The organism is Aureispira sp. CCB-E, assembly GCF_031326345.1.
In the GTDB taxonomy this organism is placed as follows: domain Bacteria; phylum Bacteroidota; class Bacteroidia; order Chitinophagales; family Saprospiraceae; genus Aureispira.
This window is the reverse complement of the sequence record NZ_CP133671.1, coordinates 2,006,409-2,020,946: the sequence shown is the minus strand read 5'-3', so window position 1 is coordinate 2,020,946 and position 14,538 is coordinate 2,006,409. Positions and strand designations below refer to the sequence as shown.

General features: G+C 35.9%; 8 protein-coding genes. 3 read left to right on the top strand and 5 right to left on the bottom strand.

What is annotated here, in order from left to right; translation table 11 throughout:
- Positions 1-294: 294 nt before the first annotated feature.
- The 3 genes from QP953_RS07625 to QP953_RS07615 form a co-directional block, all read right to left on the bottom strand.
- The gene (locus QP953_RS07625; protein WP_309554520.1) at positions 295-1,146 is read right to left on the bottom strand and encodes a tyrosine-type recombinase/integrase; all 852 of its coding nucleotides are present in this window, start codon (positions 1,144-1,146) and stop codon (positions 295-297) included.
- Positions 1,109-2,029, bottom strand: coding sequence for a tyrosine-type recombinase/integrase (locus QP953_RS07620; protein ID WP_309554519.1), 921 nt, complete (start codon positions 2,027-2,029; stop codon positions 1,109-1,111). Before QP953_RS07620 ends, QP953_RS07625 begins: the two co-directional genes overlap by 38 nt.
- Before the next feature lie 98 nt (positions 2,030-2,127).
- Positions 2,128-4,695 (bottom strand): CHC2 zinc finger domain-containing protein, encoded by a 2,568-nt coding sequence (locus QP953_RS07615; RefSeq protein ID WP_309554518.1) that lies wholly within the window; start codon positions 4,693-4,695, stop codon positions 2,128-2,130.
- Between the two features lie 193 nt (positions 4,696-4,888).
- Between QP953_RS07615 and QP953_RS07610 the strand changes: the two genes are divergently transcribed.
- Genes QP953_RS07610 through QP953_RS07600 form a run of 3 tightly spaced genes read left to right on the top strand, consistent with a single transcriptional unit; the run spans position 4,889 to position 5,768 of the window.
- Positions 4,889-5,221 (top strand): helix-turn-helix transcriptional regulator, encoded by a 333-nt coding sequence (locus QP953_RS07610; protein WP_309554517.1) that lies wholly within the window; start codon positions 4,889-4,891, stop codon positions 5,219-5,221.
- Positions 5,222-5,232: 11 nt separating this feature from the next.
- Entirely contained in the window at positions 5,233-5,469 is a 237-nt protein-coding gene (locus QP953_RS07605) for a hypothetical protein (protein WP_309554516.1), read from the top strand.
- Entirely contained in the window at positions 5,457-5,768 is a 312-nt protein-coding gene (locus tag QP953_RS07600; RefSeq protein WP_309554514.1) for a type II toxin-antitoxin system RelE/ParE family toxin, read from the top strand. Before QP953_RS07605 ends, QP953_RS07600 begins: the two co-directional genes overlap by 13 nt.
- 692 nt (positions 5,769-6,460) lie before the next feature.
- Here the strand turns inward: QP953_RS07600 and QP953_RS07595 are convergent.
- The gene (locus QP953_RS07595; RefSeq protein WP_309554513.1) at positions 6,461-6,973 is read right to left on the bottom strand and encodes a suppressor of fused domain protein; all 513 of its coding nucleotides are present in this window, start codon (positions 6,971-6,973) and stop codon (positions 6,461-6,463) included.
- A gap of 2 nt (positions 6,974-6,975) precedes the next feature.
- Positions 6,976-14,493: an RHS repeat-associated core domain-containing protein gene (locus QP953_RS07590; RefSeq protein WP_309554512.1), complete on the bottom strand. Its 7,518-nt coding sequence runs from the start codon at positions 14,491-14,493 to the stop codon at positions 6,976-6,978.
- Between the last annotated feature and the right edge of the window lie 45 nt (positions 14,494-14,538).

The window sequence follows — 14,538 nt, the reverse complement described above, 5'->3', positions numbered from 1 at the left end:
TTTTCATTTGAAAAAAGAAAAATACAAGCACTCCACTAGCCTAGTATGCGTACCGCTTGGGGAGCCGCCTAGCTGCGCTAACGCTTGCATAAAAAATGTGGCTATTCATCGTAGTAAGGTACTACTTTACTGCATAGCACTAGTCGCTCCTTACGCTTACGGTACGCCAGCCGTAAAGGCATTTTGTCCTCGTTCTTTTTATAGCCTAGACGGCTATAAGTTTTAATTCTTATTGGTCGCTGCTCTCCCTCTGTTGCAGCCACGCAACCAACAACAATTAAAAAATAAATCTATTTATTGTAAGGGATGATGAACCTCTAACTGATCTCGTAAACTCTTTATCGCATGGATTTTATAACGCTCTGTACTACTTGGATAGCAATGTCCTAAGCGTTCTTGAACCTCTAATAAAGGACTACTTTCTAACCAATGGACAATAATACTCGTTCGCCAATGCTCCAAGTTTTGAAGCTTGGGAAGCTGCTTTTTTATTCCTTTTTGTAGTTTTGTAATGCTATTATTTAGCCGTTTAGATTGTCCGCCACTAACAAATAACTGATTCGTGTAATACTGCAATAGCTGCGGACGTATACTTATTAAATATTCCTGTAATCCAACCACTTGCAAAGCTGTTAAGGCTAAGGTTCTACTTTTATTCCGACCCACTTTTGGAACATTAATCAAGGCTTTCTCTAAGTCTAGATGCTCTAGTTCTAAAGCCTTAATCTCTCCAACTCGCAAGGCTTGATAATGGATAAAGCCTAAGATTAAATGATTTCGTTTTTGATAAATACTTTCTTTGCTAAAGTTAGTTAAAACAACTTCTAAGTCACTTATTTCCAAAGGTTCTAAGATCGGTTTTCTACCTTGTCGCTTTACTCTAAATCCTTTAACTGGATTCGCTTGATTTGGTAATAAATACTTAAACACTTGCTCTATAATCAACAGCTTTCTATTGATGCTTACAGGCTTTAAGTTTCTCTTTTGAAGTGCTTGAACATAATCCAACAGTAGTTGGTAATCAATAGATTTAATACTAATATTCAACTGATTTACAAAGCTTTCAAAGTCCAACCATTCTAAATGATAAGAGGTCGCTGTGCTTGATTTATACAAACTTTGTAGATAGGTTTTTATCTTCATCATTGGAGGATTTTAAATGCACATAGATTTGAGTAGAGTCTAGGGTCTGATGCCCTAAAAATTGAGCAATCTGCTCGCTTGCCATTCCTGATGCTGCTAAATGAGAGGCTATACTATGGCGCAAAGTGTGCAAACCTGTTTGAGGTAAATCTATTGTTTTTAACAAGCTTACAAAACTCTTGTAAAGCGTTTGTTTGCCTAGCTTTCTGCCTCGATTACTCAACAAAAAATAAGGTGGCTCTTTCTCTTTAATCAAGAGTGGTCTAATCTGTTGTTGATAATAATAAAAATCTGCTTGTAACTGCTTGGTCATCGGAACTAAACGGCTTTTCTTTGTCTTAGTTTTTCGCACTTGCAGCAAGCTTTTATCCCACCATAAATCACTCATTTCTAAGTTGACCGCTTCACTTCTTCGCAGTCCACAACCATAACAAAGCCCTAACAGCACTCGATTTCTATACCCCATCAAGGTTTCATCACAAGCCTCATAAAGTTCTTTAATTTGCTGCTTACTAAAGATTTGTAAAACCTTCGTTTCGGATTTCAGACGAGTTATTTTATAATAAAAATCAACTTGATTAATCTTGTTTAAATACTGCTGTAACAAGTCCAAAGCATGAGCGATTTTATTTAGATGATTGCTACTCAATGCCCCTGCTCTACGTTCGTTCGTTCTTCTTTTACAATGCTCCATAAAAGCTTTAAAATCCGTCGGTTGCCAGTCTTTTAACTCCTTCTTTTGCTGCTCTTGATAATGCAAAAATTCTCGAACCAAAGTTGGCAGATTGTAACAAGTACTTTCACTATATCCCAAGGCGATCAACCAACTTTTAAAGGCTTGCTCTAAGGCTTGATAACTGACTGTTTTTAAGATTAATTTTTTCATACCCGCTCACCCTTTTGCCTAGTTACATAGTTAATATTGATAACAAGTTATCTTTCAGTTGATTAACTAGCCACCAAAGGTTTGTAGTTACTACATAGTTAGTTAACTTCCTTATTTTTAATAGATTGTAGAACTTTGTCTAATACTTTAGATAAGTCTTGACGCATTTTATCATAATCATCAGATGCATTGAGCAGATATTTAAAACCATTGTGGCGACTTCCTCCGAGTATTTCTACCAAACCATATTGGCGTAAGATATACAGATATTTAGTTAGCGTACTTGGAGCGATTCTAATACTTTTGCGAACTTCCTTGCCTGTAAAACTCTCTAATTTATTTGCTTGCATCCACTTTTTAAGCTTCTCCAAAAACTGCCGTACTCCCCAACTCAACTCATCACTTTTGGACAACAAAACATCTTTCATTAATTTGTTCGCCCACTCAATATCTTCTATCGTCGTTTCTATATATTTTGTACCTGATTGACTCGTTTTCATTACTCTTTGGTGTTGATGATAGAACGTTATCACTTCAATAAATTTCAGATAATGCGCATTCGTTCTCAAAGGTTTAAACACCTTCTCAGGCAAGATTAACTGTTCTGCATAAGGATTCACCACTTTTATAGGTTTTAACAACATCTGCACATCTTTAAATAAATTCTTGATTTTCTGTTGTTCCAACTCATTTATTTTCCCTGCCGAGGCTTTACGCTGCGCAGCCATCACAGCCTCTTTGTGCGCCTTCGATTCATTTCTATATAAGAGCAAGCAGCGGTTTGCATTATCCTCGTATATCTTTTCTCTTGTTGTACAACCTGCAAAACATATCGGTCCTTTTACATATACTTTTTGAGTCGTCAACTTCCCTTTATAATCCTTCACGGGTATATCTCGGCTCAACTCCCCTTTGCTTTTTAACTCTCGCAAAGCATAATTAGCCTCTTCACTCATGCCATCCATATCCTCGATCAAAAACAAACTATGTTCTAATGCCCCATCTGGATAATAATACATCGCATTATCTGATAAACTGGTAATGCTCATAATTTCCTGTTCTGGTATCAGCTCGGCAATCGTTTCTTGTAAATGCGTTTTGCCACTTCCACTACTGCCTAAACTAATGATGTGCAAAGGCTTTGACAACTTTCTAGAGCTAAAACACAAGTACATAATCATCGCACTCATGCGCTCGCCAACAACCCCCACCTTTCCTAAATCATCCCACGTATGTTGCATCAAGTTTTCAGCTTTTGCATAATCCAAGGCTATTTTTTTTCGCCCTGGACTCAAGACTCTTGCTTCAACTTGGTTCTCCTCTCCTACTCCCTGCTCTCGACTTCTATACAATTCTAGATTTTCGATCAGATCCGCAAACAACAAGCGAAGCTCTTGCAGTGGTAATTCAAACTCTTCTTGCACTCGTTTGACTAAGCCTCGAACCTGTCCACTGTGGTATAAATTCAAGCTTTGGCGCAACTTATCCAAGGCGTTGCGCTTGGGTTTTCTGGTCAATCTCAAGGTGCAAGTCAGCTTGTCTAATTGCTCTATATTTATACCACCCAACACTTCTATTTTTAGCTTTTCTGTTTCATAAGTGTAATAATTAGCGTTTACTATTTTTAAGTCTAGACTCGGTTTTTCTACACTTTTAATAACCTTAGATGCTTCCAACAAGTCTAAAAACAAAGCTTCGCTTAAATGATTCACCCAAAGCTCATTTACATCTGTATTGTTGGGTAATTCTACGATTTTGACAACTGTATTGGGATATTCTTTTGCTAAATAATCCCCTAGCTTTTCGCTTGCCTTTTTCCCTGCATCATCCCCATCCAATAGCAAAACAATTTCTTCTAAATCTTTTAAGTTCGCTAAGGCTGCTCGATGTTCTGACGTTAATCCATTCGTTCCATACAATGCCAAAACGCTGTAATTCTCTACGATGGTAGCAATATTTAACAAGCTTGCGGCATCTATAATACTTTCCGTTAAGATCACTTTTTTAGTCTCCAACTTTAGATAAGAGGGATATAAACCTGATCTATCTTTTAGATAAAAATGCCCCTCTCCATTCACCGAACGCCCATAAAAACTAACCACTTCATTAGCAGCATTCCGCAAAGCAAAAATCAAACATTCCTTCGCCCATACTCGATGCCCTTTCCCTTGCATCGCTGGCAATAAATAAGAAACTTCTTGAGCTGCTTTGATCTGCTGATCACTCACGCTCTTCTTTTTGTGCCATCGCCCAGAGTTGTAACCAATTTCTACCCGTTCAATACCTCGTTTCGCTGCATAAGCCTTGACTTTTGAGTTTTTATAACTGCTCACAAATTCAGCCCATAGAACTTTTAAAATGTCATTGGGCTTTGTTTTTAGTTCTGGAACTTCATAATTCAACATAGATTTACATTTTAAAATAGCTTCGTGTTTGGTGCAGTTTTCTTTCTCTATTACAAATTCAATTACATCTAAACTCCTGCCATGCGTAGAGCAATTTCCACTAAAGCAATACACCGTGTTCGTTTCTGCATATACTTTCATACTTGGGGTCTTATCTTCGTGAAACGGGCAATTGATGTGTTGATTCTTGTTTATTACTATTCCGTAATGAGCTAAAACATCTTTTATGTTTAAGCCTTCCTTGATTTGGTCTATTGTCATTTTGATAGGGTTTGCAAATTCCCTTAGACGTCTAAAAAAATTTCTTTTGAAAAATAAAATTTAACTAAATTAACACTTTAGTGTGTAAATCTAATTAAAAATATCTAACAAGCCAATTTTTAATATTTTTTTTAACACTAAAAAAGTAGTATTTTTATAAAAAAGACACATTCAAAGCAAAAAATAAACACTTATGAGTGATTTTAAAAATAGATTGGCTACCTTGAGGAAGTTAAAACAACTTTCTCAGGCTGAGTTAGCAGAAAAAATTGGAGTTCATACTAATATCATTAGTCGATACGAAAGAGATTTAGCAAAACCATCTATGGAGTTAGCAGCTAAACTGTCAGAAGTATTAGAAGTTTCTTTAGATTATTTAGTTGGTAAAGTTGACCAAGAGCTTGATAAAGATATTGTTGAGCAAGTTTTAAGTTTACAACAATTACCTAAAAAAGAAAAAGAGCATATATTATTTACACTAAATGCACTTATTCGAGACGCTAAATCTAGATTTGCTTACACCTAAATTAACAATACATGATTTCAATAGAAGCTAGAAAAATCGCACTTGCTCAAGCTTTATTCGACTTGAGTGATGAAAATATTATCACAGCCATTGAACAACTTGTTTTTCAAGCCCAACAACAAGAAGATAATTGGGTTCCAACAGAAGAAGAAATTCAAGGCATCAAAGATGCTTTGAAAGAAGTTGAAGAAGGTAAATTTCATTCTGAAGAAGAAGTAAAAGAACGATTCAAAAAATGGCTAAAGTAACGGTTAAATACTCTACAAGAGCATTAAATGATTTAGAAGAAATTGAAGAATATTATAATCAATACCCTTCCAGTAAACAAATGGGGCAAATCTTCCAACAAGTCGAAGGTTTAAAAGTTCAACCTCTTAGAGGTCGACCAATTCCAGAGCTGAAAGATGATAAAAATATTCGTCACGTCAATGCAGGAAATTATAGAGTGATCTATCACGTTATAGCTGAATATTTATTGATGATTCTTAGAGTTTTTCATGTTAGACGGCAACTCAATCCTAATGATGACTTAGATTTTAACAACTAAAATTCCCTTTAATTTTTGACAGACGCAGCGGCTGCCACGTAGCGAGAGCAGCGACTGGCAAATAATTAAAGTTTACAGCCGACAAGGCTGTAAGTAAAAAACGTGAACGAAAGCCCCGACAGGGCTGTATGTACCGTAAGTATGAACGAAACGAACCCGTCTAGGGCAAACAGCCTGTGGCTGTTTGGTGTAGAGAACCACTTGTGGACGGAGTGACAGGTGTGCTATAGGAAAGCTGTGATCACAGCAATAGAGCACTACATAATGAACGAACGTACCCCAAAGGGGCAAATAGTCAGTGGCTATTTGGTGGAGTGAACTTGAAAAGATGCCCCTTCAGCTCTTGGCCGAAGGGGATTTCTTATGCAAGTATTTACCAATATTCTATTTTCAATTGAAAAAAATACGCAGCCTGACAGCTCCTACAAGGTACACATACTAGGGCGGTGTAGTGCTTATAACATGAACGAACGTACCCGAAGGGCATATAGCCTGTGGCTATATGGTGGAGTGAACCTGAAAGGATGCTACGCCGAGGCTATAAGCAGAAGAACCGCCGTGACGACAAACATGCCAAACCTAGAAGCATGACAGAATGAAGCGACTAGCACAGTGGTAGTTTTCAACTACTGGCGTGGTTCTAGTCTGTTGGCTTCTGCGGAGGAACACCTTATTTCTTTCTTCTTAAAAAATTATACAAGTGGTTTTCTATCTAACATTGTCAAATCTATATCTTGTTCTTCCATCAAATCTTGAAATTTATCAGAACCAAATTTTAGTAAAAACTGATATTCTGACTCAAAAATAGGTAATAACCATAAATATTTACTTGATATTTTTTGAGGAAAATATGCTGGATGCAAGGTATAAAATCCGATATAATCGAAACCATCAATCAGTTGAAAATTAGGTATTTTAAAATAGTCTCCTTCTCTCACTACAATACCAGACTTATAGTAATGAAAATCTAAGTAAGTTGCTAACAAAGATTTAATTTCAAAATCAAGCTCTTCATTATAAGATGAGAAAGAAATAATAAATTCAAAATCATTTTCTTCACCTCCTGTTTTATCCGTTATTATCGAATTTGCACCTTTAAAAGGTCTATCTAAGAAGGTCAAAAAATGAGCTTCAACTCCATTCTTCAACTCAAATCTAGATATCAAATCTGATTTTTTTTCTAAAAACTTTATTATATAGTCCATTTCTATCCTTTCTTTTGTTCTTTTCTTGTATTTCCATATTTGCCTCCATGAGAAGCATTGCAATTAACACACTCCACTTCTACATTTTTTTGATAGTTATCTATAACTTCACTACGTGGAGTGGCATAACCATTCTTAGCAGCTTCTCTATAACCATCTTTCTGTTTCGCCCATTCATTACCTTCTGTATGCCCCAATTGAAAATCTCTCTTTCCATTTGATTGTTTTTTGCCTGTTAATGCTTTTTTACATTTAGTACATCTTAATTGTCCTGAAGCATCTGTAGCCCTTTTAACTGCATCATCTGTAGTGCTTTTTCTAAACTTAGCTCGTCTAGCCCAAGCAGATTCATCAATAGCAACTGCTGCTGTTTTACTTACGGTTTTTGTTGTTGATTTTAGAAGTACTCCCTCCCCTGGAAGAGCACTTATCAACGACAATTCTTTATCTTGAGCATATCTTCCTTCTAAATCTACAACTTCATTGGCTGGTATAAAAGGGTTATAAACTTGATAAAGTACATAAACATCATTAACTACTCCATATATTAATTGTTCATCAAGTCCATTTTCTCCACTAGCCATTTTATGTAGATATGAATCTGGTATATTATCTACTTTAATTTGGCTTTTATAGGTCATAGGAGCAGGCAAAATGACTATTTCTGGAGTAGCAGTACTAGACTGAGTGGGAAGATTGAATTTAATTTCACCATATTTAGTATTTACCGTTTCATTATTAGCTTCTAAACCATCTAAATCACTATTAGGAATAGGGTTATTGGAAGCAAATTGATATGGTGTAAGCATAGGATAACCACTAAACAATGGGTCAACACTCAGAAATTTCCCAATAGCAGGATTATACAATCTAAAGCCATAGTCTTGGATCAACTGCCCTCCCCAATGATGGTCGTTTTCTTTCCCATTAAAGCCAAAGCGATAGTTATTAGAGTTAAACTTACGTCCCGGCATTTCCCAACCAAACGGGTAGTAATCCTGTGCCGATTTTACCTGTGCTGCATATCCCTGTGCTGTGGTTTGCCCTAAAGCTGTTAAATATCCCAATTTCTGATCACTAACAGTAGCCAATACATTACCCAAATGATTGCTAATTTCAAAGATCTTTTCTCCTCGAGTTGATTTTCCTGTTTTATCTGAACTTATATTGATATCCAAACTAGAAGACATCAACTCAGGATTTGTAACTGTTGGTATTGTGAACAAACTTAAAGGTACATTATATTGATGAATTCCCAAACGACTTGAGCCATAAATAGGTGTTTCTTCCAGTTTTTTACTATAATTTCCTCCATCTACTTCTACTAGATAAGTTCCCATAATGTTTCCACTTGCATCTCGAACATAAAAAGTTACTTGCGTAGGTACTCCTGAAGTTTTGGATAGTAATGCCTTTGACAAACGATTTCCACTAACATCATAAGTATAAAAAATATCAAAATTAGTATTACTTACAGAAGCAACTTTATTCTGCAAATTCCACTCTATCGTATTGGTTCCATCAGTAATTAAATTACCAATAGCATCATAAGTATAAGCACTAGCTCCTACATCATTAATATCAGCTGTTACTCCTTTGCTATCGGCAATCGACATCAAGCGGTTTTTTAAGTTATTACTACCATACTGATAGGTCAGTGCATCTATTTGTTCGCTAGTAGAGGTAGCAGTGTTTAAAGTATAACGATCTAAACTTTGAATATTCCCATTCGCATCATAAGCATATGCGGTTCGATAAGCATTATTCAAACCATTTTTACTCCAGCCATTATTCACGTCATAACCATAAGATTCTGACTGGGTAATACGATGTAAAGCATCGTATTGATAAACCATTGCCTGTGTCGCCTTTGTTGTTAAAGGGTTTTCTATTTTTAGCTTGGGTATATAGCTAATCATGTAAGCAATATTTCCATTATACAAACCTTCCACAGCACTTAAACCCTTAATATCATTATTAAATGGTGTCGTTGTATTATGAGCAAATGCTCCTAGATTGGTATTAGTTCCAATGCTTTTGTAATCTTCTGCATGATAGCCCAAATAATACGCAACTTCATCTTGTCCGAACCATTTATTAGCATTCATAATAGGTTGTCCCCCATTTAAAGGCCCCGTAGGAACATATCCATCTAAGCCCATATCACTTTCTCTAGTAGTATTATTGACTCCTTTTATCCAACCTTGTAAATTATAAAAGTAATCCAATCCTTGTACTTTATCTTCTCCTAATTCGATTCTCGCTAAGGGACCATGAGCATAATAAAAATATTGTGCATCGGTATCCCAACTATACCCATTGGTACTAGTCATTGCTTGGGTCAAACGATTGTCTGCATCATAAGCATAACGGTGAAAAAACTGATCTGAAGTTCCTTTCATAAAAGCCACTTCTTTGACATTTCCTGTTATCAAATCGTAGTCGTATTCTATTTCTGAGGCGCCAAATCCACTAATTTGATGCTGTATTTTTTTTACGTTTCCATGTACATCATAATCATAATAGGTGGCAATATGGTCATTATAAGTTCTAGCTACTCGACCTCTCAAATTTTCTTGTACCATTGGACTAAAGCTAGCTTCTTCATACTCTGTAATAATTCGTTCTGTCAAATTTAATGTGCTTTCAGGAAAGGTAGTTCGATTTAGTTCCCAATCAGAAATTCCTGCATGCCCGTTTAGTTGACCAACTTCTATTGTTCTACCTTGTGCATCAAATTTGGTGTAAGCATACTGACCTAATTGCATCTGTTTCGCATTTTTAGAAAAACGCAATCGTTGTGCATAATCATACCAAAAATCTGTTACTCCTCCATCTGGAGATTTCTGTCTAGTTACCTGCCCTAACGTGTTGTATTGGTACGTTGTTGCCATTTCATAATCATGGCTTGGATCGGTACCATCCCACTTTCCAGATGTAGCATTAAAATTACTACTCAACAAGGGTTGCACAGCAGCTGGCGGAATTGTTTGAATTAAGTTCCCTGCTTGATCATAATAATATAAGGTATAATGATGCTCGGTTGTTGTATACTCGGTTTTCATACTCTCTGTAAATGCCATACAGGGTGCTCCACTTGTCAATTCTTCTAACTTATCTTCTATGTAGTCATCGTAAGCATCTTCTGCATTTCGAATTAATTCGGCAATTTGCTGCTCTATACATTGTGCTTTTACAGAATCTAGGTTGATGGTAAATTGTTTTTTCTTTGGCACCCATATACCTTCATTTCCCCAAGGACTTAGAACATCAATAGGTAGTATTTCTAAATTAGCTTTAAATGTCTGTAATGTTGCTGAAGAACCATTTACTAAGGAAGCAATTATAGCACAGTCAGTTGTATGGTAGTTAGCATAATTGGGAACAGTATATGGGCTTAGTACAGTAACATCTACTGTGTTTGTAAGACAATCATAATTAGTCAAACCTTGAATTTCTAACAGGTTAAAGTCAAGACCTGTTTGACTATTAACTAATTTAAAGTCAAACCCCTGATTAGCAGCAGTCATAGAGACCTGAATTATGTTACCATCAATGACACTTTTTCTCAATTGAACCCTCTTAAAATCACAATAACTAGAAGATGATGCAGGCGTTAAATTCCAATTAAATATATATTCATATATATCTCCTTGCACAATATGAAGGCTGTTATAATTAGGACAGGCAAGATTTGAATTGGTATACTTTGTAGGAAAAATAGAATTATTATTTAATTCATCAAAAAAGCAATTTAAATAATCACATTTCTCACTATTACTCCCCCCCACATAAACATCTGTTCTCCACTCATAAACATCCGTCCGATTAAAAATAATCCTTGAATCAGGCAAAGGATTATTCACCAAATCATAGCCACAATAAGCAGGATTTCCCGTATTCATAAAAGATGTCAAGCGACTTTGTGCATTTGCCAAATCTTGATTAAAAGTAGGCAAATTAGGGTCTAAAGCATACTTTGAAGAGTTGGGATCAAAATACTCCTCTAGAAGGTAGCCTACAGGATTATCACCTAGAGCACCACAATGCCCTTCACAAAACTGTTTAAAATCGTTTACTAATTTTAGATACCCAATAGAATTATTAGCCTCCAATTCAGGGCATAGTTGTGCCACCCAATTTTTTGCATTCCCTTCACAAATCACCGTACAGTTATTGGTACCAATTGTATTTGCTACAGCAATAACATCATTCAAATCAGAAGGGTCTCCGCCTCCATTGTCGTTCATAAAATCTTGTGTATCATCTGCATTGATAATTGTTTCACAAGAGTTCGCTCCAGAAGATGGACTATAAGGGGTAATGCCATTACAACTAATAATGCTTTCGAGATACTGTTGTTGCAATTTCTTTTTTTCTGCGGTATAAATTCCTCTAAAAAACAACCACTTATCCTCATCTGACAACGGCGTTATATCAGGGCTAAGCATTTGATTATAAGGAGGGTTCAAATGTGCATAATTAGCTGGGATATATTGTGCAGGATCTCCCATTATATTGTTAATATAACAAATAACATCTCCACAACCACAACCATTAACATTGATAGGTTTGGTAGTACTCGGTTTATTGGTATATTCTTGCGTACAGTAATTAGCTAATCTATAATTCATATCAGCCTTGTAAGTTGGATGAATCATAAAAAATGGGTCCATATCAACAATCTTGGTATAATCTTGTGTGGTCAATGAAACAGGACTCTGCAAAGCAGCACCAAAATCTACTGCATCATTCCATGTTTTTATCTTAGCCAATTCAAAATCAAACCTTCTACTAGATAGTATTATATCATTTAGACAGTAAGTTTCATAAGCACAATATTCAGGATGTTGCTTTAATATTTGATCGTACTCTGCTAAATGATCTTGCCAATTAGCTTGATTTTGCATAAAGCTGGTAAAATCATTTGAATTGGAGAATGTTTGGCTTATAGTATTACCATTCACATCATATCTATCAATGGTAATTGGGTGGTTAACACTGTATACGTTATTCCAAAATTGACTATCGTTAAACAAACAGCCATGCGAATCCATAGAAGGATCTCCAGCAGGGGCAATTTGTTGTTTCATACGTTCTAACTTAGAAGCACATTCTGTTTCCAAACCTATTTCTAATGCCAAAATGCCTCGCAAATCATCACAATCAGGATAAGTACTAGTATTTGACATATAGTATTGGACTCTATCCAGATAGATTTGATGCGCTGTAGAACCTGAAGGAGCAGCTGCTTCTACTGGATATTCGGCAGCAGCAATTTCTTCACATAATTCTAATCTAATATCATTATTACAAGGCTCACATTCATTAGGGTCTAAATTTGTTAATACATAGTTATTTATAAAATTTTGTTTATTCTCCAACACCCCACTATTTTGTAGTTGCGTCACCAAGGTATTAGGATTTGGTTCTATAACTTTTAAAATTTTTCGTAGTGTGTAAGAACCTATAGACTGAAAGACCGCCTCAAAATTCACTTCGACAGAATTTACAGGACCACAGGTATTATCATACAAACTATTGTAATCTATAACAATTTCTCCATTAACTGCCGTTATGTTTATACCATTGTAAATAGGGGTACTTCCACCACTAGGTGAGGGTAAAACTAGAGGAACAGTATTTCCATATTCATCTACTAATGAAATCTGAACCTCATAAGTACATCCCACACACAAGGAATTGGTACCATCAACAAGATTCATACTTCCTCCTCTTAGGGTATAGGTGAATTGATCGGTTCTAGGAGCTTCATCACAGAAAATAGAATGTGATAAAATACTAGTATTTTCCGCATTATTTATTACATTTTTGCCCATTAAATTTGAAGTAATAGTAGCTGTTCCACTAGCCTCACTATTCAGCACATTTACATTTTCAGGGCTTTTTCCTGCCAAAGCAGTAGCAATCGTTTGACCTGCTTGGTCAATATAACTAACCGAAATTTGACCATTAGCATCTACTACATAATTCTTGCGATAATGCATTTCATCTCCAACATTCTTACCAAACAAACGTCTCAATTCTACATGAGTAGGGTTACTATAATAATATTTTGTTTCATGCTCTGAACCTAGTTGGTAAAAATCTCCTACCCCAGACTGTCGAGCTATTCGCCCTGTTGCATCGTTTAAGAATTTCACCTGAGTTATAGGGTAGCCCTCTGCATCGGGGATATAATTCCTATGGATTTGATTGTAAAAAGGATTTGCTGAACTGTAATAAACATTACTAACATGTCCCTTTCCATTTGCATCTACTTTTGTCAAAGGATCGGCATGATTTATTTTATCAAAATCATTATAATTATATTCGATTGCACCAGTAGAAATCAAACCACCTTCTCCCAAAGTAGTAGTACTTGCTCCAAACTGTAAAGGATTTTTACCTATCAAACTCTTAACAGGAACTGGAAGAATAGAAATAGATGCACGACCTTCTACATCGTAAGCATTTTCTGCAACAATTGTTAAATCATCGCTGCTTAAATTCGTTAGCGTCTGCCGTCCTCTCATTCCATCATCAAAATATTGAATTACCTGCTTGCTTTTTGCTTCTTCTGCAAAAGAACGCTGAACTTGCCAAATTCGCTCTCCCTCAAAGCCTGTCGTTAAAACAACAGAAAAAGCATTGGCATCAGGATCTGTTCCTGTTACCCACGCCCCATATTTAAGATGTTGATAATCGCCATTCATATTGCGAATATATCGACCAACAGGACGAACTCTTATATATACTGTTCCTTCGGGATAAAACAAATCAAATTTATGGTAGTTTTCTGAAGTTTCTATACGAACTGCTTTTTCAAAAAATTCTCCCAAGTCCATTGTACTCAGATTAGCATTTTGAGTGTTATGCGCAGCATCCCAATAGACCCATTCTAGCTCATAATACTCTGCGCCCTCTACAACATCCCAAGCAACTTCTAGTTGATTTCCTACTACATTACTTGCAGCAGTTAATGCTATTTTATTTTTTGTAATAGGGTTCGTCGCATCTAAGAAATCATATCGCTCAATATTCAATTGGAGTTCTAAATGAATATCATTGGGTACATTTCCTGTTGCAGTAATATTTTTTACTTTTAGACGTAAGTCCCCTACTACTTCCTCGTGAATACCAAGTGCTTCATAGATACCCTCTGTGTTGTTATGCTCAATAAATAGCGTTCCTGATTTTACGATTGATTGTCCTAATCTATAATCTGTATATAGCAAATCATATTCTACCTCATAAGACCATACATTTCCGGCAATATCTGTCTTTTGATTTCTATTATATATTAAAGCGGCTACAGCAGTATAGTTACGAACATAATCTGTTCCCTCCCCAGGATCACCATAATTGGGGTCAGTAGCACGAATAGTTGTACTATTAGCAATAAGATCTACTTTATGTACAACGCTTACATAATTAATGTCTTTTGCAAAAGAGGTATTCGTCATGCTTAATGCAAAAAGCAGTAAAAGATAGTGAATGGGAACTGATAAGGTTTTCATTTGTCTCATATATTTTATTAACACTCGCTTACATGGCTAAGTGTA